Source organism: Arthrobacter sp. K410C (genome assembly GCF_059090105.1).
On the sequence record NZ_JBNHFJ010000005.1, the window covers coordinates 210,464 to 230,895 of the forward strand.

Consider the following 20,432-nt stretch of genomic DNA (forward strand, 5'->3'; position numbering starts at 1 on the left):
GCGTTTTGGTACCACGGGCACCGGTCACGCAGGCGTCACGGTTCCCGAGCCGCCGTCGACCGTAACCCTCTGCCCGGTGGTGATCCTGCCCGTGGCATCGGGAACACCAACGACGGCCGGAATGCCATACTCCCGGGCCACCACCGCGCCATGGGAGTTGGGGCCGCCCATTTCCATCACCAGGCCGCCCGCCGTGAGGAACAGCGGGGTCCAGCCGGGGTCCGTGGACGGGGCCACCAGGATTTCGCCGGGCTCAAGGTGTGCGCCCACGGGATCCAGGATGACACGGGCAGCTGCTGTCACGGATCCCGCGGAGGCGGGGCTCCCGGCCAGCGCGCCGTTCGAAGCTGCACCAGCCGCCGGCTGCAGCGCCTCGAGCTCGGTGCCGTCCGAGAGCAGCACCCGGGGGACGCGCCGCCGCCCGAGTTCCCACTCATAAGCGGCCCGCCGCTCCGCCACCAGCTCCCGCAGGTCCAGGGCTCCGCCGCCTGCCTGTTCCGGCAGCGCCTGATGCGCTTCGTGGAAGTCGAGGAAGAAAATGTCGTCGGGCTGTTCAAGGATTCCGGCTTCGGCGAGTTCCCTGCCCACGTGCCGCAGCTGCCTGCGGACCTCCGCGAGGCCCAGGACCAGCTGGTACTTCGGCAGCTCCCGCAGCCCGGCAAAGAGCCGCGCCCTCCGCAGGGCAGCCCGGACCACCATAGCGTGCACGCGGCTGCGTGCCCCTGCACGGGCTACGAGCCTTGCAACCTGCGCGTTTGCATCCTCGGCCGCCTTGCTGAACTGCACGTCAGGTGCCAGGTCCGGGTCCTCCAGCCGAAGGTAGTTGGCCAGGACACCGATGATGTGGGCGGGGTCATCGGACCAGCGCGGCATCCCGACGTCGATCTCCGCCACTGCGCGGTGGCCGTACCGGTCGAGGAACCTGGTGAGGCCGGCCTCAAGCCGGGCGGGGACACGTCCGGCCTGGAAGTCCTTGGCCAGGCCTGAGGGGTCCTGGGTTGTGAGGGCGGTGTATGACTCGGCGTCGTCCCTGATGGCGACGGCGAGCCGCCACAGCTCCAAGTCCATCTCGGTGGTCACGTTGTTGGGCAGGCCCCGAAGCACCGGCTGGAGTTCGTCCCACCGGGTGCCGCCCAGCACCCTCCCCGCCACGGCCATCATGGCGAATCCCAGGGCGGGAAGCGGCAGGATGGCGGGAACGATGGCGAACAGGCGGGTCCGCAGGAGCATTTCGGCGTGCTCGAGGCGCCTGGCGGGTCCGGCGGCGTCCGGTGCCTCCAGCGCCGCCTCGAACTCGCGGGTGAAGCGGTCCAGGCGACGGAGTGCAGCAGCGGGCCTGAACATCCCCCGCAGGACCGACTCGGGGGCCCTGGCCCGGACCGCGGCGGGAACAACATGGCGGAGCAGCGCCAGCGGCGTCCGGCGGGTCACGGAGAATGCCGGATCGTCGAAGAGCTGCCTCAGCAGGCCGGCCGAGCGGGCCTCCATGACGTCGAACACGCGGGGAAGGATCCGCCGGCCCACGGTGCTTCGCAGCGGGGTGGTGAGGTCGAAGTACAGCCGCTGCCCGGCTTCCGCGTAGGGGGACGGCCCCCGGCGCGGATCGGGAACGTGGAACCCTGCCGCCTGCGCCACCGAGGAGGCGATGAGCCGGAATGCCGCCCGTCCCATGGGTGTGATGGGCCGGGTCAGGCCCTGCGCAAGGCTGAAGCAGAGGTAGACCCTGGTGCCGTTACCGCTGCCGTGCGCTTCGGACCGCTGCGGGACCGGATAGAGGGTGGTGATGGGCCTGGACTGGGTCAGCCACAGGATTCCGGAGCCGTCGATGGCCCATTCGATGTCCTGCGGCGCTCCGAAGTATTGCTCTGCCTGCCGGCCCAGCCGTGCCAGCGCGGCGGCCTGGCTGTCGGCAAGGCACTCGCCCGCCGCGGCGCCGGCCGCCTCGATGGTCCGGGTCCCGCCTCCCGGGACTGCCCGGACCGCCAGCTTCTTGTCCCCCGGTTTCCGCTCCAGGACCCTGCCTGTCAGGGCATCAACCACGTAGTGGTCCGGGTTTACCGCCCCGGACACTACTGCCTCGCCCAGGCCGGGGCTGGCATCGATGACGGTGTGGCCCCGGCGGCCCGTCAGCGGGTTGGCGGTGAACATGACCCCGGCGGTCTCTGCCTCCACCATCCGCTGGACCACCACGGCAAGGGCGACGCCGGTGGGATCAATGCCCAGGCTGGCGCGGTATGCGGTGGCACGGTCCGTCCACAGCGACGCCCAGCACTTCCGCACCGCTTCCAGCACTGGCTCGACGCCTACCACATTGAGGTAGGTGTCCTGCTGCCCGGCGAAACTTGCGAACGGCAGGTCTTCAGCGGTGGCAGATGACCGCACCGCCACCGGCGCGTTTTGGCCCAGCCCACGGTAGGCCTGTTCAACGGCGGCAGCTACGTCATTGGGGATCAGTGCGGCCAGGATAGCGCTGCGGGCACCCGCAGCAAGATCGGCCAGCTCCGAAGGATCCAAGGGGCCGGCACCAGGCGCCGCCTTCAGGGCGGCCTGGACGTTGGCGATGCCGGGAAGCAGGGAGGAAGGCGTGCCGGTGGCCCGGCGGTACGCCTCCGTGGTGAGGCAAAAGCCGTCCGGCACGGGCAGGCCCGCGGACATCAGTTCGCCCAGGTTGGCAGCCTTGCCTCCTGCCAGGTCCAGCATGCCGGCGTTCACGGAGGACAGGTCCCGGACCAGTCCGGGACTGTCCGCCGCAAGGCTTCCCTCGGGCTCCGCGTGCGGCCGCATGTCCGTGTGTCCCTGGTGGCGGGGCTACGGGATCAGGCGGCGTCGCCGAGGATGGGTCCGAACCTGGCACGGTCCGCCAGCCGGGGGTCTTCCCGGTCCGGGACCACCATGACGGGGCCTTTGGCGTGGTGCAGCACGCCGTCGGACGTGGAACCCAGCAGCATCCCGGTGAAGCCGCCGCGGCCGCGGGTTCCCACCACCACCAGCTCCACGTGGCGGCTTTCCTCCACCAGCACGTCCACCGGTGATCCGTCCCGCAACTGCGATTCGGCGGGAAGGGCCGGGTAGTGGCTGCGGAGCCAGGCCATACCGGCGTCCAGGGTCACCTGGATGTCAGCGAAAAGGGCCTTGCGGTCCATCGGTGCCGGAACCCAGGCCAGCGAACCGCTGTACTGGGGAACGGCACAGACTACGCGCAGGGTGGCCCCCAGCCGCTCAGCCTGGTCTGCTGCTTCCAGTACGGCAACCCGGGCCTGTTCGGACCCGTCCACGCCCACCACCACCACGTTTTCCACGCGTTGATGCCCGGCTTTTGCCTGTTCAGCCCTGATGCGCCGGTCCTCGGTGGTTTCGCCGAGCCGGTCGGAGCAGACGAGCGGCACGGTCACCGTGGGGCACTTGGCGTGGGCGGGCAGGGCGCTGCTTACCGACCCCAGGAGCCGGCCCACGAAGCCGCCGCGGCCGCGGGTGCCGAACACCAGGAGTTCGGCAGTTTCGGACATCTCCAGCAGCACCCCAGAGGCGTCCCCGTTTTCCACGGACGAGGTCACCTCGATGTCGTACTGGGAAACCTTCTGCAGGGCCTGCCGGACAACAGCCTCGGCACCCTCACGGATCACGGAGTCGTCCACTGTGGCATAGCCGCCGTCCAAGCCGGACGCAGCGAAGATGGGCACTGAGTATGCGGTAACGATGTGCAGGGGACGACGCCGGCGCTGGGCTTCACGGGCCGCCCACACCAAGGCGCACTGGCCGTGGTCCGAGCCGTCAACGCCAACCACGATTCCCTCGGGCGTGGCGGAAGTGCCTCCGCCGTCCCGGGCCGGATCCGGATGCAACTCGTGTGCGCCCATGGGGCCGCCTCCTTGCGCTACTGCCGCCTGATGCTGCGGCTATTCTGCCAGAAGCGGGGAGCGTTTCCCGCACCCGGCGGGCAGCCGCACGCGCCGGCGGAACAACCCGCCTCCGCTTCTCACTATTCTCCGTCCGCGATGCCTTCGCAAGCCTGACCAGCGCGGAAATCCACATGTTATCCACAGCCTTTCCACACCCTCTCGGAAAGCGCGTTCACCCGCAGAAGAATGTTTGCGTTTTGGGCTATCCCTGGCCGGAAATGTTCTGTAGTCTTCAGGACATTGTTGGTCCGGGAAGCCCGCAGGCACCGCCTGCCAGGGCTGCCCTCCAATGTGCTGCGGCCGGACTTTGGGGGGGCACGGAACGCGCGCGCCGGCAAGGATGCCGGCACCAGCCGAAACTTCGAAGGAGGGAACTGTAGTGTCAAGCATGCCTGGGAGTGCCGGGACCGAACAGACCACCACCGTGATCATTGGCACGGGGCTTTCCGGCCTTGCCGTGGCGGCCGAGCTGCGCCGGCGCGGGGTGGACTCCATCGTGGTGGACGGCCTCGACGTCCTGGGCGCCGCCCAGCCAGCGACGGCCTCGCTGCAGCGCTGCGATGCGGCGGACCCCGCCACCCTCCGTGAGCGGAACGAGATCCTGCGGCACCTGCGGAACTATGCCGCCAGCCACAAGGTGGACGTCCGGAACAGCACCCGTGCAATGCAGCTGACAATGGTGGACGGCGCTCCCGCCGAGGCCGCCCCGCAGTGGGAGGTCCACACGGCCACAGGTGTCCTCCTGGCGGACCACATCGTCCTGACCCGCTGTGCGCAGGGCCAGCTCCGGCGGATGATCAACGAGTTCGGCATCGCCGTGGGGCGGAACCTGGCTGCGGCCATGCGGGCTATCGGTATCTACCTGGTGGGCGTCGGTGAGCTGATTACGCCCTCCCCCAAGGAAGTCCTGCGCCAGGCCAAGACCGTTGGCCTGGCCATTTCGGCCAAAGTCCATCCAGACACCCTGGCATCCCCGGCAACGGGAACCCTGGCGATGCTGTCCTGGTAGCGGGGCTGACCGCGCTGACCGTCCGGAACCTGTTCGCGTCTGGATCTCTTGCGCCGGCTACTCAGCGTCCGCCTGATCTTCGCCAACTGACAGCCGACGCTTTGCGATGAACGCCAGGGCAACGAGCAGGCCCACGGCCACAGCGGCGAAAATCACAATGCTCCATTGAAACGGCTGTTCGGTGTTCACCGGCACCGACGGTTCCGCCGTCGCGCCCGGCTCAGCCGTACCCATTCCCGGAACTGTAGCGGCCGCCGTCGGACTTCCTGCCGGTGCAGCCCCTCCCGCAGCGCCGGCCGCGGAAAAGCCGAAGGTGCCCTCAATGGGGTGTGAATCCGAACTGACCACCCGCCATGAAACCGTGTATGCCCCTGCCGGTCCTCCCGGCCGAAGCTTTTGCGACGCCACGTTGTCAACGATCTGCACCGGCCCGTCGGCCCATTCGGTGCCTGACGCATCCTTGACCGAGAAGGACGCGCCGATGCCCAGGGGGTTGTTGTTAAACGTCACCGACACCTGTTCGGGCGGGGCGGGAACCGACGCGCCCTGCGCCGGGCTGCTGGACTCTGCGGCGTCGTGGGCCGCGGCCGGACCGGCCAGGCCCAGCACTGCGGCGGCAAAGACGAGGAAACCGAGCAGGAAGCTCAGTGGACGGCGGATGGGGCGCATGCGGGACTGCTCCTTGTGTTGGCTTCCTTACAGACTAGGGGAATTTGCCGGGCCCTCCGCCGCCGCCGCCATAGGATGCAGTTATCCCCACATACTCCCCCGGAGGACTAATGCTTAAGCAAGGCTCTGCCCTGGACCGGTATTTCAAGATCACCGAGCGCGGTTCCAACCTCTCCCGCGAAATCCGCGGCGGCTTCGCCACCTTCTTCGCCATGAGCTACATCGTGGTGCTGAACCCGCTGATCCTCTCGGGCCCCGATTCCAGTGGCACCACGCTTGGGTTCCCGGCGGTTGCAGCGGTGACGGCGTTCATCGCGGGCATCCTGACCATCCTGATGGGTGCCTGGGCCAAGCATCCCTTCGCACTTGCCACCGGCCTGGGCGTCAACGCCTTCGTTGCCGTCACCGTGGCCACCAACCCAGGGCTGACGTGGCCGGACATGATGGGACTGGTGGTCCTGTCCGGCGTGACCATGCTGATCCTGGTCCTCACGGGCTTCCGGACCGCCGTCTTCAAGGCCGTGCCGGACGGGCTCAAGACCGCCATCGTGGTGGGGATCGGCCTGTTCATCGCCCTGATCGGGCTCGTAAACGCGGGCTTTGTCCGGCGGATCCCGGACGTGGCCGGAACAACCGTCCCGGTGGGCCTGGGCTTTGACGGCAAGCTCCTGGGCTGGCCGACGGCGGTGTTTGTCTTCGGTTTGGTCCTGACCATCGCGCTGGTGGTGCGCAAGGTCAAAGGCGCCATCCTGATCGGCATCATCACCTCCACGGTCATCTCCGTCATCCTGGAACAGACGCTGCGCATCGGCCCCAGCGTGGTTCCGGGCAAGGAATACAACCCCGAGGGGTGGTCCCTGGTGGCCCCCTCGTTCTCGGAGTGGGCCGCACCGGACCTTTCCCTGATCGGCAAGGCAGACCCCTTCGGCGCGTTCGAACGCCTGGGCTTCGTGGCGGCCACGCTGCTGGCCTTCGTCATCCTGCTCAGCATCTTCTTCGATGCGATGGGCACCATGGTGGGCCTGGCCAATGAAGCAGGCACCGTGGACGAGCACGGCAACATTCCGGACGTGGACCGCGTCCTCCAGGTGGATGCGCTGGGTGCCATTGTTGGCGGCGGCGCGTCCGTGTCCTCCAACCAAATCTACGTCGAGGCCGGCGCCGGCATCGGCGAGGGCGCCCGGACAGGCATCGCATCGATTGTCACGGGCCTGCTGTTCCTGGTGGCCATGTTCTTTACCCCGCTGATCAACCTGGTCCCGTTCGAGGCCGTGGCACCGGCGCTGGTGGTGGTGGGCTTCATGATGGTGTCCCAGGTGGGCAAGATCGACTGGCAGGACTGGGGCATCGCCATCCCCGCCTTCCTGACCTTCACCCTGATGCCCTTCACCTACTCCATCGCCAACGGCCTGGGCGCCGGCTTCATCGCCTACGTGCTGATCCGCACCGTCCAGGGCCGGGTGAAGAACATCCACCCGCTGATGTGGGCCGTGGCCGCAGCATTCCTTTTGTTCTTCGCCGTAGGTCCCATCGAGGCAGCCCTGGGAATGTAGCCCTACACGGGCGTGTTCGGGGCCAGGCCTTCGTCCCCCAAGACTGCGCGAGCCTTCTTTTCCCGCAGCCGGTCCAGCCGGTTCATCAGCGGCGAGGTGGTGGCGCCGTGGATGACGATGGACATGGCCACCACCAGCCCGATGAAGCCCCAGAGCCACTCCCCCTGGTCGGAGAACTCGCCCTTGCCCAGTGCGTAGGAGAGGTAGTACAGGGAGCCGATGCCCCGGATGCCGAAGAAGGACAGGGCGATCCGTTCCCGCGGGCCGGTCTTCCCGCCCATCAGTCCCAGCCAGCCGGCCAGCGGGCGGACCAGCAGCAGGAACACCAGCGCCACCAGCACCTCCGCCATCCCCATCCCGGCCAGGAGGCCCCGCGCGATGGCACCACCGAGCAGGACCAGGATGACCACCGTCAGGAGCCGTTCCAACTGCTCCACGTAGGAGTGCAGCACACGGTGGTAGCCGTGCGTGTGCTCCGCGGCCCTGATGGTGACGGCGCAGACGAACACGGCGATGAACCCGTACCCCTCCACCATCTCGGCCAGCCCGTACGCCAGGAAGGTCGCGGCCAGGGCGACGAACCCCTCTGAGTGGTTGGAGAGCCGCAGGCTTTCCTTCCGGGCCGAAAAGAAGACCCGGGCCAGCAGCTTGCCGGTGAGGAAGCCCAGGAGCAGGCCGATGGCCAGCCGCCACAGCACGTCCAGGCCAAACCACTGCGGAAACCATACCGCGGGGTCTGAACCGGCGATGCTGATGGCAATGGCCAGGTACACGAAGGGGAACGCCAGGCCGTCGTTAAGGCCGGCTTCGGAGGTGAGGCCGAACCGCACTTCGTCCTCCTGGTTGGCATCGTCGTCGTTATCCGCCGGTTCACCCACCTGGACCTCCGACGCGAGGACAGGGTCCGTGGGGGCGAGGCTCGAGGCCACCAGCAGGGCGGCACCCAGGCCCAGCCCCAGGAACCCCATCCCGAGCACTGTGAGGAGCACGATGCACAGCGGCATGGCCACTCCCAGCAGCCGCCAGGTGGTGGACCAGCTCCTGCGGCCCAGTGGCCGGTCCAGCGCCAGTCCGGCACCCATCAGCGAGATGATCACGCAGAGCTCGGAAAGATGCAAGGCAAAGTCGCCGTGGGCCAGGGGGTCAGGGTCAGGCAGGGTCGGAATCAAGGCAAAGGCCGCCATCCCCGCGCCGAGGAAGACCATGGGCATCGAAAACGGCATGTTGCGCAGCAGTTTGGGCAACACAGCGGCGGTAAACACCGCCAGGCCTCCCGCGGCAAACAGGATATTGGGGGCTTCAAACACGTGCTGTTCTCCGGCCTGTTCGTTGCGCCGGTCCGGCGCAGGCAACGTAGTGCGGTCCCGGGAGGGCTTGCTCCACCATAGCCCCTGCACTTAGGCCCGGCAGCGCCGGGAGTCGCTTTCTTGCATTCCAGACACCACCGCGGCGGCGCTGCTGGTTTTCGCCTCCGGCATGCGGTGAGCTGGAGGCATGGCTTCCGTGAAACCTTCCGTCGATGTCCCGCCCCAGCCCTGGACGGGAAGGTTCGACGGCGATGCCCCCGAACACCGCCGCTGGTGGCAGGCGGTGGTGCCCTTCACCGGTACCGGCGATTCCGGAACCTCCTCCAGGCCCGCAGTGCTGCTGGGCTTTGCGAGCGATGAAGGGGTGCGCCGCAACAAGGGCAGGACCGGCGCCGCAGCCGCACCTGCCGCAATCCGCAAAGCCCTGGGCCCCCTGGCCTTCCACTCGGACCGTTCCGTGGCGGACGCAGGCGACGTGGCCGTGTCCGAGGGTGCGCTCGAGGACGCCCAGGCGCGGCTCGGCAGCGCGGTCTCCGAACTGCTCGACGCCGGGCACCTCACGGCGGTCCTCGGCGGGGGCCACGAGACCGCTTACGCCAGCTATCTGGGAATGAGTGCATCCCAGGCGGTCCAGCAGGGCGCCCGCCTGGGTGTGCTGAACCTCGACGCCCATTTCGACCTGCGGGACGAGCCGGTTCCCAGCTCCGGCACGCCGTTCCTCCAGATGGCCCGCGCTGAAGCCGCCGCCGGCCGCCAGTTCCGGTATGCCGTCGTCGGCATTTCGGAGGCCAACAACACCCGGGCACTGTTCGACACCGCCCGGCACCTGGGTGTGCAGTACCTGCTGGACGAGGACTGCGGGACGGACCGCGTCCGGGAGTTCGTGGCGTCCTTCCTTGCGGACATCGACGTCCTCTACCTGACCATCGACCTGGATGTGCTCCCCGCCGGCGTGGCGCCCGGCGTCAGCGCCCCCGCCGCGTTCGGCGTTCCCCTTCCGGTCATCGCCGCCGTGTGCCGGCAGGTGGCTGCCAGCGGCAAACTCGCGCACCTCGACATTGCGGAACTGAACCCTGCCATCGACGTGGACGGGCGGACCGCAAGGGTTGCCGCGCGGCTCCTGGACACCCTCTTGCGCTGACGGTACGCAGTCCTCCACTGAAATCCACAAAGTGATAAGCATGCTGTCTATTATGAGGGTGGATCTTCAGCTGGAAGGAGTTGACCATGCGGCGCTGCAAATTGCTTTTCCTGCTGCTGGCCGCGCTGCTGGCCCTGGCCGGGTGCGGCAGCAGCTATCCGGCAGACCCGGAAGGGACACTGGATCGGGTGCGCGGCGGAACGCTCCGGGTGGGCGCCAGCCCCAACGGGGACTGGGTCCGGCTTCCGGCCGGCAGCGGCGGCGGCGCGGCCAGGGTCGAGGGCAAGGAAGCCGAGCTGGTTCAGCGGTTCGCGGAGCGGCTTAGGGCGGACATCGAGTGGGTCACGGGCACGGAACAGGTCCTGGCCGATGAGCTCAAGCACGGAGAACTGGATCTGGTGATCGGTGGCCTGGACGATAAGACACCGTGGTCCACCCATGCCGGACTGACCCGGCCATACACGGAGTCCCGCGACAGCCGTGGTTCCTTGCACAAGCACGTCATGCTGGTCCCTATGGGCGAAAACGCCTTCCTTCTCGAGCTGGACCGGTTCCTGCTGGAAGGCGGGAGGTCATGATCGGGACCAACAGCACCCAGTCCGTCCGGTTCGGCCATACCGAGCTACCGCCCGAACAGCAGGAAGCCTTGCGCAAGGCCATCAGGACCGAATGGATCACCATGGGCTTCCTGGTGATCACCACCACCCTGGTGTTCCTGGTGCTCGGGAACTCGCAGGCAATGAAGGCTGCCTGGATCGAGGACCTGCTCTCCTTTCTGCCGCCCATCTCCTTCCTGGTGGCTGCACACGCCATCCGCAAACCGCCGTCGGAGAAGCATCCCTATGGCTACCACCGGGCCACCGGTGTGGCGCACCTGGTTGCCGCCGTGGCCCTGACCGTGATGGGCGGCTACCTGCTGGTGGAGTCCGCGCTTGGACTGCTGACAGCCGAGCACCCCACCATCGGCGGCATCAACCTCTTCGGCACCACCCTCTGGCTGGGCTGGCTGATGATGGGCGTCATGATCCTCACCGCGGCGCCTCCTGTCTTCCTGGGCAGGGCAAAAATGAAACTCGCCGAACAGCTGCACGACAAGGTCCTGTACGCCGACGCGGACATGAACAAGGCCGACTGGATGACCGCTGTTGCTGCAGTGGCCGGGGTAGCGGGCATTGGCCTGGGCCTGTGGTGGGCGGACTATGCCGCGGCCATCCTCATCTCCGGCAGCATCCTGCATGACGGCATCCGCAACACCCGCGGAGCGGTCTCGGCGCTGATGGACAAAAGGGCCATGACGTACGACGACGAAGCACCGCACCCGCTGGCGCGCCGGCTGGACACCTACCTCCGCGGATTACCCTGGACGCAGGAGGCCCGGTCCCGCATCCGCGACGAGGGGCATGTGTTCCACGTGGAATCGTTCGTGGTGCCCGCCCACGGGGGCATGCCCAGCCTGGAGCAGCTGGAAGAGGCCCGCGAGGCGTGCATCGCCTTCGACTGGAAGGTGCAGGACATGGTGATCGTTCCGGTGGCTGAACTGCCTTCCGAGTTCCTGCCCGGCCCGACGACGGGCGGCGAGCGCTAAGGGTTTGAGGATACAGAGAGCGTCAGGCCTTCAGCAGGTACCTGCGCTCCGGCCGCCCCACCCCGTACTTCAGCCGCACCTCGAGCAGGCCCTCGTCATTCAGGTACTCGAGGTAGCGGCGGGCGCTGACCCGGGACGTGCCCAGCTGTTCGGCTACCTCGGCAGCCGACAGGTCGCCGTCGGCCTCCTTCAGCGCGTCCTCCACCAGTTTCAGGGTCTCCACGCTGCAGCCCTTGGGCAGCGGCCGTTCGGTCCTGTCCAGCCCGAACACGCGGTTGACGTCCGACTGCTCGGCGATGTCCTTGGCCGAGTCGAGGGCCTGGTACGCGCTCCGGTAGTGCTCCAGGCGCTCCTGGAGGTCCGTCTGGGAGAAGGGCTTGATGAGGTAGTGCACAATGCCGCCGCGCAGCGCCTTCCGCACCGTTTCCACTTCACGGGCGGCACTGATTACCAGCACGTCAAGTTCCGGGGCCGCCTCGCGAAGCCGGTGCATGAGGTCTAGGCCGTTGATGTCGGGGAGATGGATGTCCAGCAGCACCAGGTCCGGCTGCAGGCGTTCGGTTTCGACGACGGCCTGGGCGCCGGTGTGCGCGGCACCCACCACAGTGAAGCCGGGAGTCCGCTGGATGAACCCGGCGTGGACCTTGGCCACCATGAAGTCGTCATCGACTATCAGGACCTTAATCATGAATGTGCACCTCGTGTGAAGCGGGCGGTGAAAACCGCCCCGTTGTCATTGTCCACCGTCAGGTCGCCGCCGGACCGGCGGCAGACCACGCGGGACAGGGCCAGGCCGAACCCGCGGCCGCCTTCCCGCACGGAGGCTTTGGTGGTGAAGCCCTGCCGGAAAATATCCTCTACGGCCTCCGGCGGAACTCCGGGCCCGTTGTCCCGCACGGTGAGGGTGACCTGGTCCCCGCTGTCCTTCACCAGCACCCGGACGGTTGCCTGCCCGACCCCGGAGACGGCGTCGAACGCGTTGTCCACGAGGTTTCCCGCCACGGTGGCGAGGTCGCGCGAAAGCTCGTCGCTGACGGGACCCAGGGCCGAGGCGGGGTCCAACTGGAGGGTGACGTTGCGTTCCGCGGCCAGGCTGGATTTGGCAATCAGCAGCGCGGCCAGGGCTGGATCCTGGATCCTGACCGTGACCTCGTCATTGAGCCGGGTCCGGTCCACGGTGGCCCCGTTGACGAACTGCACCACGGAATCGTAGTCGCCGATCTGGATCAGCCCGGAAATGACGTGCAATTGGTTGGCGAACTCGTGGGCCTGGGCGCGCAGCGTATCGGTGGCGGTCCGGGTGGCGCCGAGCTCCCGCTCCAGCGAGGACAGCTCGGTCCGGTCACGCAGCGTGGTGACGGAACCAATCTCCCGGCCGCGCGACCGGATGGGCACCCGGTTCAGGACCACCAGCCGTTCACCCACCAACACCAGCTGGTCCGGGTCCGGCTGTTCGCGGGTGAGCACCACTTTCAGGGCCGGATCCACCGGGAGTGAATTCAGCCTTTTGCCGACGCAGTCCTCCGGCAGGCCCAGCAGTTCCCGGGCGCTGTCATTGGCCACGGTGATGCGTTCGTTCGGGTCAAGGGCGACCACGCCCTCCTTGAGCCCGTGCAGCATAGCCTCACGGTTTTCCACCAGCCCGGTGATCTCGCTCGGCTCCATGCCGAGGGTCTGCCGCTTGACGCGCCGGGACAGCAGGAAGGACCCGGCAACGCCCAGGACACTGGCAACGCCCACATAGGTGAGCAGGTTGGGGACAGCGTCGCCCAGCCGCTCCAAAGTGGTGGGATAGTCCCTGCTGATGGCCGCGATCCCGATCATCTTCCCGGCGTCGTCCAGTACCGGGACGTGGGCGGAGAGGACGGTGCTGCCGCCGCCGGCCACCACGCCCGTCCACGCCCGGCCCTCCAGGACCCGGCTGTCGCCCAGTTCCAGGGGCTGTCCGAGCAGCCCGGGGTCCGAGGACGCCACCACCGTCCGGTCCATCTTCGCCAGCGCCACCTGGGAGGACCCGGAAACGGTGCGGACGGACTCTGCCACGGCCGGCAGGGCCGCCCCGGCCCGGGGTTCTGCGGTGGGAAGGAGCTCACGGACCGCGGGATTGCTGCCCAGCGCCTCGGCCGCGGAGAGGGCACGGCGGCCCTCGACCCGCTCGAAGGAGGCGGCGGACTGGGCCAGGGAAATGGCCACTACGGCCACCAGGACCGCCAACACGATCAGCAACTGCAGCAGGAGGTACTGCCCCGCGAGGGACATCCCTCTTCGTCGAGTCACTGTGCTTGCTTCCCTTTGATTCCCATGCCGGCCTGGTCCCTGCCGTAATTACCGGGAACTATATCCCACCCGCACCCACGGCGCCGGGGCCGGAGAGTTGGCACGCATCCCATGGAACGTGAACTTAATGAACTCAACTTTCTCTGCGTACACAAGAGTGACCGGCATCACGGCGCAACCTAGCATCGAATCACCAGTCAGTCTTGCTGATCGTTTTTCAGAGAAGAGGAACACCATGCGCCAGATCCGCGCATTGCGAATCGCCGCCGTCGCCGCCGGCATCGCCCTGATGGCCACCGGCTGCGGTGCCACGGGCAAGAGCTCCACCGGTTCGGAAGGCTCCGGCGCGGCCGCCGGGCCCATCACCGGGCTGCAGATCATGGTCCCCAACACCCCGGGTGGCGGTTACGACACCACAGCCCGTGCAGCCGCAAAGGTCCTCGAGGACGAGAAGATCACCAGCAACACCGAGGTCTTCAACCTCGCCGGCGCCGGCGGCACCGTGGGCCTGGCCCGGGTTGTCAACGAAAAGGGCAACGGCGATCTTGCCATGCTCATGGGCCTGGGCGTGGTTGGCGCGAGCTACACCAACAAGTCCGAATCCAAGCTGACCGAAACCACGCCGCTGGCCCGCCTGATCGAAGAGCCCGGCGCCATCATGGTCAGCAAGGACTCCCCGTACAAGACCATCGACGACCTCGTGGCCGCATGGAAGGCAGACCCCGCCTCCATCTCCGTGGGCGGGGGCTCCTCCCCCGGCGGCCCGGACCACCTGCTTCCCATGCAGCTGGCCGGCGCGGTGGGCATTGACGCCACCAAGGTCAACTTTGTCTCCTACGACGGCGGTGGCGACCTGCTGCCCGCGATCCTCGGCAACAAGCTCGGCTTCGCTGCCTCCGGCGCCGGTGAGTACCTGCAGCAGATTGAGTCCGGCGAGATCCGCGTGCTGGCAACCAGTGGCGAAGAGCGGCTCGAAGGCGTGGACGCACCCACGCTGAAGGAATCCAACATCGACCTGGTGTTCACCAACTGGCGCGGCATCGTGGCCCCTCCCGGCATCAGTGACGAGGACAAGGCATCCCTGATCGCCGCCCTCGAAACGATGCACGAGAGCGAAGGCTGGAAGGAAGCCCTGAAGACCCACAGCTGGACCGATGCCTTCATCACCGGCGACGAGTTCGAGACCTTCCTCTCCGAGCAGGACAAGCGGGTGGCGGACGTCCTGACGAAACTGGGCCTGGCGTGAGCTCCTTGCCAACCGGCCTGAAAGGCCGCGCCGAGCTGGGGGTTGCCCTCCTGCTCGGCGCGGCCGGCGTCCTGGTCTTCCTTGACGCCAGCCGCCTGTCAGTCCCCTATTCCCAGTCGGACCCGGTAGGGCCCAAGACGGTCCCGTTCATCGTGGCCGGGCTGCTGGTGGTGTGCGCCGTCCTGCTGGCGGTCAACGTCCTGCGCGGCGGCAAGGGTGAAGCCGAAGGCGGGGAGGACATCGAACTCGGCCACCCCGCCGACTGGAAGACCGTCCTTCCCCTGGCAGGCGCGTTCATCCTCAACATCCTGCTCATCGACTGGGCCGGCTGGGTCATCTCCGGGACTGTCCTGTTCTGGGGCAGCGTCCTGGCATTGGGCAGCCGCCACTATATCCGGGACGGGCTCCTCTCCGTGGCCCTCTCGCTGCTGACCTTCTACGGCTTCTACCTCGGCCTGGGCATCGCGCTTCCGGCCGGACTCCTGGAAGGAATCCTCTGATGGACGTCTGGTCCTCACTGATGGACGGTTTCGCCACCGCCCTGACCCCAATGAACTTCCTGTACGCCGTGATCGGCGTGCTGCTGGGCACCGCCGTCGGCGTCCTTCCGGGCCTGGGCCCGGCCATGACCGTGGCGCTGCTGCTTCCGGTCACCTACGCCCTGGAACCCACCAGCGCCTTCATTATGTTCGCCGGCATCTACTACGGCGGCATGTACGGCGGCTCCACAACCTCAATCCTCCTGAACACCCCGGGCGAATCGTCATCGGTGGTGACGGCCATCGAAGGCAACAAGATGGCCAAGGCAGGCCGCGCGGCGCAGGCACTTGCGACGGCGGCCATCGGCTCCTTCGTTGCCGGCACCATCGGCACCGCCCTCCTCGCCGTCTTCGCGCCCATCGTGGTGGAGTTCGCCGTCAGCCTGGGCGCCCCCAGCTACTTCGCCATCATGGTCCTGGCCCTGCTGGCCGTGACCGCCGTCCTGGGCTCCTCCCGCCTGCGCGGTTTCGCCTCGCTGGGCCTCGGCCTGGCCATCGGCCTGGTAGGCATCGACTCCGTGACCGGCCAGCGGCGCCTGACCTTTGGCCAGCCGCTGCTTGCGGACGGCCTGGACATCGTGGTGGTGGCCGTAGCCATCTTCGCCGTCGGTGAGGCGCTCTGGGTGGCCGCCCACCTGCGCCGCAATCCCCTGCACGTCATTCCCGTGGGCCGGCCTTGGATGGGCCGGAAGGACTGGCGGCGCTCCTGGAAGCCGTGGCTTCGCGGAACCGCCTTCGGCTTCCCGTTCGGCGCCCTGCCCGCCGGCGGTGCCGAGATTCCCACGTTCCTGTCCTACGTCACGGAAAAGCGCCTCTCCAAGCACCCCGAGGAATTCGGCAAGGGCGCCATTGAGGGCGTGGCCGGACCTGAAGCTGCGAACAACGCCGCCGCCGCGGGAACCCTGACTCCCCTGCTGGCCCTGGGCCTGCCCACCAACGCCACCGCCGCCGTCATGCTGGCCGCCTTCACCACCTACGGAATCCAGCCCGGGCCGCAGCTCTTCTCCAGCCAGGGTCCCCTGGTGTGGGCGCTGATCGCCAGCCTGTTCATCGGCAACCTGCTCCTCCTGTTGATCAACCTGCCGCTGGCACCCCTGTGGGCCAAGCTGCTGCAGCTCCCCCGGCCGTACCTCTATGCCGGCATCCTCTTCTTTGCCACGCTGGGCGCCTACTCGGTGAACCTGCAGGCGTTCGACCTTGTGGTCCTGCTGGTCCTGGGTGCGCTGGGCTTCATGATGCGGCGCTTCGGCCTTCCGGTCCTGCCGTTGATCCTTGGCGTCATCCTCGGCCCGCGCATCGAAGGGCAGCTCCGCAAGACCCTGCAGCTCAGCGCCGGTGACCCGGCCGGGCTCTTCAGCGAGCCGATCGCCGTCGTCGTCTACATCCTCGTGGCGCTCATCCTGGCGTGGCCGTTTATCTTCAAGCTGATGCGCCGCAACCGGCCGGCGGCCGTTGGTGCCCCAGCGGCTACCTCCGGTGATGCCTCACTGCGTTCGGCACCCGAGCCTACCTCCGCACCGCGGGAGACTGGCGGAACCGTCAGTCACGGCTCCCACCGGGCGGACGGCGGCGACGCCGCCGGTGATGGTGATGGCGGGTAGCATGCGGGCACCGCGCACCGCCACATCCGAACTACCGACATTTCCCAGAACCAAGGAGACAGCATGACCATCGTGGTGGGATACGTCCCGACCCCCGAAGGCGAAGCAGCCCTGACCCAGGCCATCACCGAGGCCCGGAAAAGCAACACCAGACTGTTGGTCATCAACTCCTCCAAAGGAGACGCGTTGGTGGACAACCGCTATGCCCAGGAGCCGGACATCCAGAGCATCGAGGACCGCCTGGCAACCCAGGGCATCGACCATGAGATCAAGCAGCCGGTCCGTGGACACGATGCCGCAGCCGAGGTCCTGGATGCCGCGGAGGAGCACAATGCCGAGCTGATTGTGATCGGCCTGCGACGCCGGACCCCGGTGGGCAAGCTGATCATGGGCAGCGTGTCACAGCGGATCCTGCTGGAAGCGGACTGCCCCGTCCTTGCCGTGAAGGCGGGCTAGGGGCGGACCAGCTCCTGGCGCTGGCGGCCCAGTCCCTGCACCTCTGCCTCCACCACATCACCGGGCTGGAGGTAGGGGTAGCGGCCGCTCAGCGCCACCCCCTCCGGGGTCCCGGTGAGGATCACATCCCCGGGCTCCAGGCGCATGTACTGGCTGCAGTGATGGACCAGCGTGGGTGCGTCGAAAATCAGTTGCGACGTGTCCGAATCCTGGCGCGGCTCGCCGTTGACCCAGCTCCTGAGCGGCAGGTTCCCGCCGTCGATGTCCTCTGCCGGCACGAGCCACGGACCCAGGGGCGTGGACCCCGGCAGTGTTTTACCCTTGGTCCACTGGCCCGCCGCGCCGGGGAGCTGGTACTCCCGCTCGGAAAGATCATTCGCCGTGACGTAGCCGGCGATGCATGCCGCCGCCTCCGCGGTGGTTTCCAAGTAGCTGGCCTCCCGGCCGATAACGATGCCCAGTTCCACCTCCCAGTCGAATTTGTTGGACAGGGGCGGAACTGCGGCCTTGTCGAAGGGCCCGGTGACTGTATTGCTGGGCTTGAGGAACATGACCGGTACTTCCGGCGGGGCCGAGCCCGACTCCGCCGCGTGGGCCGCATAGTTCATGCCGATACCCACCACCGCTCCCGGCCGGGCTACCGGGGCCCCCACGCGCAGGTTGTGCGCGTCGTCAACGGCCGGCAGTGCTCCCGCTTCCAGCGCGGCCCGGACCCGGGCAACACCACCGGACGCCAGGAAGTCACCGTCCACATCGCGGGTCAGCGGGAGAAGGCTGAAGTATTGGCCGGCACCATCGCCCGTGGTCACCAGGACCACCGGCTGCTCGTTCCCGCTCTCGCCCAGGCGCATTAGCTTCATGCTGAGTCTCCTTTGATCCGTGCCGCTTTGCTGGATTTCATAGTGTCCGACGCCCCTAGGTTCCCGCCAAACGCACGGATTGTGACTGCACTCGCTACACCGTGGCCCTGGACGAATCGGTACCCTTCGGTGAAACTTACGAAGCCCTCGCTGCCTGACAACGGCCCTTCCGGCATAAGCCGGTTAAGCACAAATCCCCGCATCGCCTTGGGCGGTACGGGGATTTTGCTGTTTCTCCAGGGGTTGCTAGCCGCGGCGCACCTGCACGCCGTCGGACTTTAGGAAGAGCTGTTTTTCCGCTGGCCCCGCGGGCACAAGCCACAGCACGTTTCCGCTCTGCGACACCTCTTCCACCTCCCCGGCCGCTACCACATGCGCATGCTTGATGATCTCGACGCGGTCACCAACGGAAAGGCTCTTCCAGTCGGATACCACGGCGGAATGGGCATTGCGCCTCGATAGGACTGCCCCACGTGCTTTCATTTGAACTTCTACCCCTTTGTATACGTTCTGCGCCACAGCCTCTTTGATGTGACTTTTACTACACCTTCAGTTCTACTACACTCTGTAGCCCCCTGATGGCTGTGTCGCCCAAAATCCCGCCAGGTGGACACGGAGCGTAGTAGAAGACGAAGATCCTTCGTTCTCAGGCGAGGGAACCGACGGCGGATTCGGCCGCCCTGCGCACCTCACCCGACGCCACCAGCCGGTCAGCCGTTTCCAGTTCCGGAGAAAGGAAGCGGTCCGTTCCGGGCCCGTCCACCACGTCGCGGAGGGCTGCCACCACGGCGGCGCCAGCAGGACCCGGCGTCAGGACGCCCCCGGAGAGCTGGATGCGGATGTCAAGGGCCCGGGCCGACGTGACCAGCTCAATGGCCAGGACACGGCGCAGGTTGTCCACGGCCTTCCGCAGCTTGCGGGCCGCATGCCAGCCCATGGACACGTGGTCCTCCTGCATGGCGGAGCTCGGGATGGAGTCCACCGACGCCGGGACAGCCAGCCGCTTGTTGTCCGACACCAGTCCGGCCTGGGTGTACTGGGCGATCATCAGGCCGGAATCCACTCCAGGATCTGCCGCCAGGAAGGCCGGGAGCCCGTGTGAGCGGGCGGGATCGAGCATCCGGTCCGTCCGGCGCTCAGCGATGGAGCTCAGGTCTGCCACAGCGATGGCCAGGTAGTCCAGGACGTAGGCCACCGGGGCACCGTGGAAGTTGCCGTTGGAGCTGACCCGGCCGTCGGGCAGCACCACGGGGTTGTCGATGGCGGCCGCCAGCTCGCGGGTGGCCACGAGTTCGGCATGGTCCACCGTGTCCCGCACGGCGCCGGCAACCTGCGGGGCGCAACGCAGCGAGTACGCATCCTGGACGCGGGAGTCGCCCACCCGGTGCGAGGCCACGATCGGTGAGTTGGAAAGCACGCGCAGCATGTTGTCCGCACTGGCGGCCTGTCCCGGGTGGGGACGCAGGGCTGCGTGCAGCTCCGGCAGGAACACCTGGTCGGTGCCGAGCAGCGCCTCGACGCTGAGCGCGGCGGTGATGTCCGCCGTCGTCAGCAGCTGGCGGAGGTCGGCGATGGCCATGAGGAGCATGCCCAGCATGCCCTCGGTGCCGTTGACGAGGGCAAGGCCCTCCTTTTCGGCGAGGATGACGGGTTCGATGCCGTGCTCTGCAAGCAGTTCGGCGACAGGCCGCTGTCCCTGCCCGCCGTAACGGACGCCGTCGGGCCCTTCCGCTTCACCCTCGCCCATCAGCACCAGGGCGCAGTGCGAGAGCGGGGCGAGGTCGCCGGAGCAACCGAGCGAGCCGAACTCGCGGACCACCGGGGTGATGCCGGCGTTGAGCACGTCCACCATGGTTTGCAGGACCACGGGACGGACGCCGGTGCGGCCCGATGCCAGGGTCTTGGCACGCAGGAACATGATGCCGCGCACCACTTCGCGTTCCACCGCCGGCCCCATCCCGGCGGCGTGGCTGCGGATCAGGGACTTCTGCAGCTGGGTGCGCAGTTCAGCGGGAATGTGCCGGTTGGCCAGGGCGCCGAAGCCGGTGGAGATGCCGTAGGCCGGGGTGTCGCTGGCGGCCAGGCTGTCGATGTGGGCGCGGACTTTGGCGACGGCGTCGAGGGCCTCAGGCGCGATGGCCACGTTGGCGTTGTGGCGCGCGACGGCGAGCACATCCTCGGGAGTGACGCCGCTGGAGCCGAGGGTAACGGTCAGCGGTTCATGGGCTGGGGCGACGCGGACAGGGTTCCCTGGCCGAGCCTGCGAGGTTAGGGAGTTCGTGGGGATCAT

General features: G+C 67.7%; 18 protein-coding genes. 9 read left to right on the plus strand and 9 right to left on the minus strand.

Translation table 11 applies throughout. The annotated features are described in order from the left end of the window. Positions 1 to 24: 24 nt before the first annotated feature. Together AC5RU7_RS10535 and AC5RU7_RS10540 are read right to left on the minus strand one after the other, a co-directional pair. Positions 25 to 2,784, minus strand: a complete 2,760-nt coding sequence (locus tag AC5RU7_RS10535; RefSeq protein WP_494052162.1) for a PEP/pyruvate-binding domain-containing protein — start codon at positions 2,782 to 2,784, stop codon at positions 25 to 27. A 32-nt stretch (positions 2,785 to 2,816) separates the two neighbouring features. Then, positions 2,817 to 3,857, minus strand: coding sequence for a universal stress protein (locus AC5RU7_RS10540; RefSeq protein WP_494052163.1), 1,041 nt, complete (start codon positions 3,855 to 3,857; stop codon positions 2,817 to 2,819). Positions 3,858 to 4,287: 430 nt separating this feature from the next. On the opposite strand from AC5RU7_RS10540, the gene AC5RU7_RS10545 reads away from it, so the two are divergent. After that, positions 4,288 to 4,908 (plus strand): NAD(P)-binding protein, encoded by a 621-nt coding sequence (locus AC5RU7_RS10545; RefSeq protein WP_494052205.1) that lies wholly within the window; start codon positions 4,288 to 4,290, stop codon positions 4,906 to 4,908. Between the two features lie 57 nt (positions 4,909 to 4,965). Here the strand turns inward: AC5RU7_RS10545 and AC5RU7_RS10550 are convergent, their stop codons facing one another. Continuing rightward, entirely contained in the window at positions 4,966 to 5,577 is a 612-nt protein-coding gene (locus AC5RU7_RS10550; protein WP_494052164.1) for a copper resistance CopC family protein, read from the minus strand. A gap of 110 nt (positions 5,578 to 5,687) precedes the next feature. Between AC5RU7_RS10550 and AC5RU7_RS10555 the strand changes: the two genes are divergently transcribed. Next, positions 5,688 to 7,130: an NCS2 family permease gene (locus AC5RU7_RS10555; protein WP_494052165.1), complete on the plus strand. Its 1,443-nt coding sequence runs from the start codon at positions 5,688 to 5,690 to the stop codon at positions 7,128 to 7,130. Between the two features lie 2 nt (positions 7,131 to 7,132). Here AC5RU7_RS10555 and AC5RU7_RS10560 read toward each other — a convergent pair whose 3' ends face one another. Further along, positions 7,133 to 8,437: a cation:proton antiporter gene (locus AC5RU7_RS10560; protein ID WP_494052166.1), complete on the minus strand. Its 1,305-nt coding sequence runs from the start codon at positions 8,435 to 8,437 to the stop codon at positions 7,133 to 7,135. 187 nt (positions 8,438 to 8,624) lie between these two features. Here AC5RU7_RS10560 and hutG point away from each other — a divergent pair, with 187 nt between their 5' ends. The 3 genes from hutG (at position 8,625) to AC5RU7_RS10575 (ending at position 11,163) form a co-directional block, all read left to right on the plus strand. Beyond that, entirely contained in the window at positions 8,625 to 9,578 is a 954-nt protein-coding gene (gene hutG, locus AC5RU7_RS10565) for a formimidoylglutamase (protein ID WP_494052167.1), read from the plus strand. Positions 9,579 to 9,664: 86 nt separating this feature from the next. Next, positions 9,665 to 10,156 carry a type 2 periplasmic-binding domain-containing protein gene (locus AC5RU7_RS10570; protein ID WP_494052168.1) on the plus strand — a complete coding sequence of 164 codons (492 nt, stop codon included), beginning with the start codon at positions 9,665 to 9,667 and terminating at the stop codon, positions 10,154 to 10,156. Continuing rightward, positions 10,153 to 11,163 carry a cation diffusion facilitator family transporter gene (locus AC5RU7_RS10575; protein WP_494052169.1) on the plus strand — a complete coding sequence of 337 codons (1,011 nt, stop codon included), beginning with the start codon at positions 10,153 to 10,155 and terminating at the stop codon, positions 11,161 to 11,163. Before AC5RU7_RS10570 ends, AC5RU7_RS10575 begins: the two co-directional genes overlap by 4 nt. A 22-nt stretch (positions 11,164 to 11,185) precedes the next feature. On the opposite strand, the gene AC5RU7_RS10580 is transcribed toward AC5RU7_RS10575, so the two are convergent. Continuing rightward, positions 11,186 to 11,851 carry a response regulator gene (locus tag AC5RU7_RS10580; protein ID WP_494052170.1) on the minus strand — a complete coding sequence of 222 codons (666 nt, stop codon included), beginning with the start codon at positions 11,849 to 11,851 and terminating at the stop codon, positions 11,186 to 11,188. Then, positions 11,848 to 13,422 carry a sensor histidine kinase gene (locus AC5RU7_RS10585; RefSeq protein WP_494052206.1) on the minus strand — a complete coding sequence of 525 codons (1,575 nt, stop codon included), beginning with the start codon at positions 13,420 to 13,422 and terminating at the stop codon, positions 11,848 to 11,850. The genes AC5RU7_RS10580 and AC5RU7_RS10585 overlap by 4 nt, the downstream gene beginning before the upstream one ends. 253 nt (positions 13,423 to 13,675) lie before the next feature. Here AC5RU7_RS10585 and AC5RU7_RS10590 point away from each other — a divergent pair, with 253 nt between their 5' ends. From AC5RU7_RS10590 to AC5RU7_RS10605, 4 genes are all read left to right on the plus strand, one after another. Next, positions 13,676 to 14,686: a Bug family tripartite tricarboxylate transporter substrate binding protein gene (locus tag AC5RU7_RS10590; RefSeq protein ID WP_494052171.1), complete on the plus strand. Its 1,011-nt coding sequence runs from the start codon at positions 13,676 to 13,678 to the stop codon at positions 14,684 to 14,686. Then, complete coding sequence (locus AC5RU7_RS10595) at positions 14,683 to 15,186, plus strand: tripartite tricarboxylate transporter TctB family protein (RefSeq protein ID WP_494010936.1); 504 nt, start codon at positions 14,683 to 14,685, stop codon at positions 15,184 to 15,186. The genes AC5RU7_RS10590 and AC5RU7_RS10595 overlap by 4 nt, the downstream gene beginning before the upstream one ends. Then, positions 15,186 to 16,826 (plus strand): tripartite tricarboxylate transporter permease, encoded by a 1,641-nt coding sequence (locus AC5RU7_RS10600; RefSeq protein WP_494052172.1) that lies wholly within the window; start codon positions 15,186 to 15,188, stop codon positions 16,824 to 16,826. Before AC5RU7_RS10595 ends, AC5RU7_RS10600 begins: the two co-directional genes overlap by 1 nt. Before the next feature lie 63 nt (positions 16,827 to 16,889). Then, complete coding sequence (locus tag AC5RU7_RS10605; RefSeq protein ID WP_494052173.1) at positions 16,890 to 17,282, plus strand: universal stress protein; 393 nt, start codon at positions 16,890 to 16,892, stop codon at positions 17,280 to 17,282. Here the strand turns inward: AC5RU7_RS10605 and AC5RU7_RS10610 are convergent. From AC5RU7_RS10610 to hutH, 3 genes are all read right to left on the minus strand, one after another. Further along, positions 17,279 to 18,142: a fumarylacetoacetate hydrolase family protein gene (locus AC5RU7_RS10610; RefSeq protein ID WP_494052174.1), complete on the minus strand. Its 864-nt coding sequence runs from the start codon at positions 18,140 to 18,142 to the stop codon at positions 17,279 to 17,281. The genes AC5RU7_RS10605 and AC5RU7_RS10610 overlap by 4 nt on opposite strands. A 246-nt stretch (positions 18,143 to 18,388) precedes the next feature. Then, complete coding sequence (locus tag AC5RU7_RS10615; RefSeq protein WP_035752228.1) at positions 18,389 to 18,625, minus strand: hypothetical protein; 237 nt, start codon at positions 18,623 to 18,625, stop codon at positions 18,389 to 18,391. A 163-nt stretch (positions 18,626 to 18,788) separates the two neighbouring features. Beyond that, complete coding sequence (hutH, locus tag AC5RU7_RS10620; RefSeq protein WP_494052175.1) at positions 18,789 to 20,432, minus strand: histidine ammonia-lyase; 1,644 nt, start codon at positions 20,430 to 20,432, stop codon at positions 18,789 to 18,791.

Coding starts and splice junctions, on each gene's coding strand:
- AC5RU7_RS10535 (WP_494052162.1), bottom strand. CDS start 2,784: ATGCGGCCGCACGCGGAGCCCGAGGGAAGCCTTGCGGCGGACAGTCCC.
- AC5RU7_RS10540 (WP_494052163.1), bottom strand. CDS start 3,857: ATGGGCGCACACGAGTTGCATCCGGATCCGGCCCGGGACGGCGGAGGC.
- AC5RU7_RS10545 (WP_494052205.1), top strand. CDS start 4,288: ATGCCTGGGAGTGCCGGGACCGAACAGACCACCACCGTGATCATTGGC.
- AC5RU7_RS10550 (WP_494052164.1), bottom strand. CDS start 5,577: ATGCGCCCCATCCGCCGTCCACTGAGCTTCCTGCTCGGTTTCCTCGTC.
- AC5RU7_RS10555 (WP_494052165.1), top strand. CDS start 5,688: ATGCTTAAGCAAGGCTCTGCCCTGGACCGGTATTTCAAGATCACCGAG.
- hutG (WP_494052167.1), top strand. CDS start 8,625: ATGGCTTCCGTGAAACCTTCCGTCGATGTCCCGCCCCAGCCCTGGACG.
- AC5RU7_RS10570 (WP_494052168.1), top strand. CDS start 9,665: ATGCGGCGCTGCAAATTGCTTTTCCTGCTGCTGGCCGCGCTGCTGGCC.
- AC5RU7_RS10575 (WP_494052169.1), top strand. CDS start 10,153: ATGATCGGGACCAACAGCACCCAGTCCGTCCGGTTCGGCCATACCGAG.
- AC5RU7_RS10580 (WP_494052170.1), bottom strand. CDS start 11,851: ATGATTAAGGTCCTGATAGTCGATGACGACTTCATGGTGGCCAAGGTC.
- AC5RU7_RS10585 (WP_494052206.1), bottom strand. CDS start 13,422: ATGTCCCTCGCGGGGCAGTACCTCCTGCTGCAGTTGCTGATCGTGTTG.
- AC5RU7_RS10590 (WP_494052171.1), top strand. CDS start 13,676: ATGCGCCAGATCCGCGCATTGCGAATCGCCGCCGTCGCCGCCGGCATC.
- AC5RU7_RS10600 (WP_494052172.1), top strand. CDS start 15,186: ATGGACGTCTGGTCCTCACTGATGGACGGTTTCGCCACCGCCCTGACC.
- AC5RU7_RS10605 (WP_494052173.1), top strand. CDS start 16,890: ATGACCATCGTGGTGGGATACGTCCCGACCCCCGAAGGCGAAGCAGCC.
- AC5RU7_RS10610 (WP_494052174.1), bottom strand. CDS start 18,142: ATGAAGCTAATGCGCCTGGGCGAGAGCGGGAACGAGCAGCCGGTGGTC.
- AC5RU7_RS10615 (WP_035752228.1), bottom strand. CDS start 18,625: ATGAAAGCACGTGGGGCAGTCCTATCGAGGCGCAATGCCCATTCCGCC.
- hutH (WP_494052175.1), bottom strand. CDS start 20,432: ATGATCCCCACGAACTCCCTAACCTCGCAGGCTCGGCCAGGGAACCCT.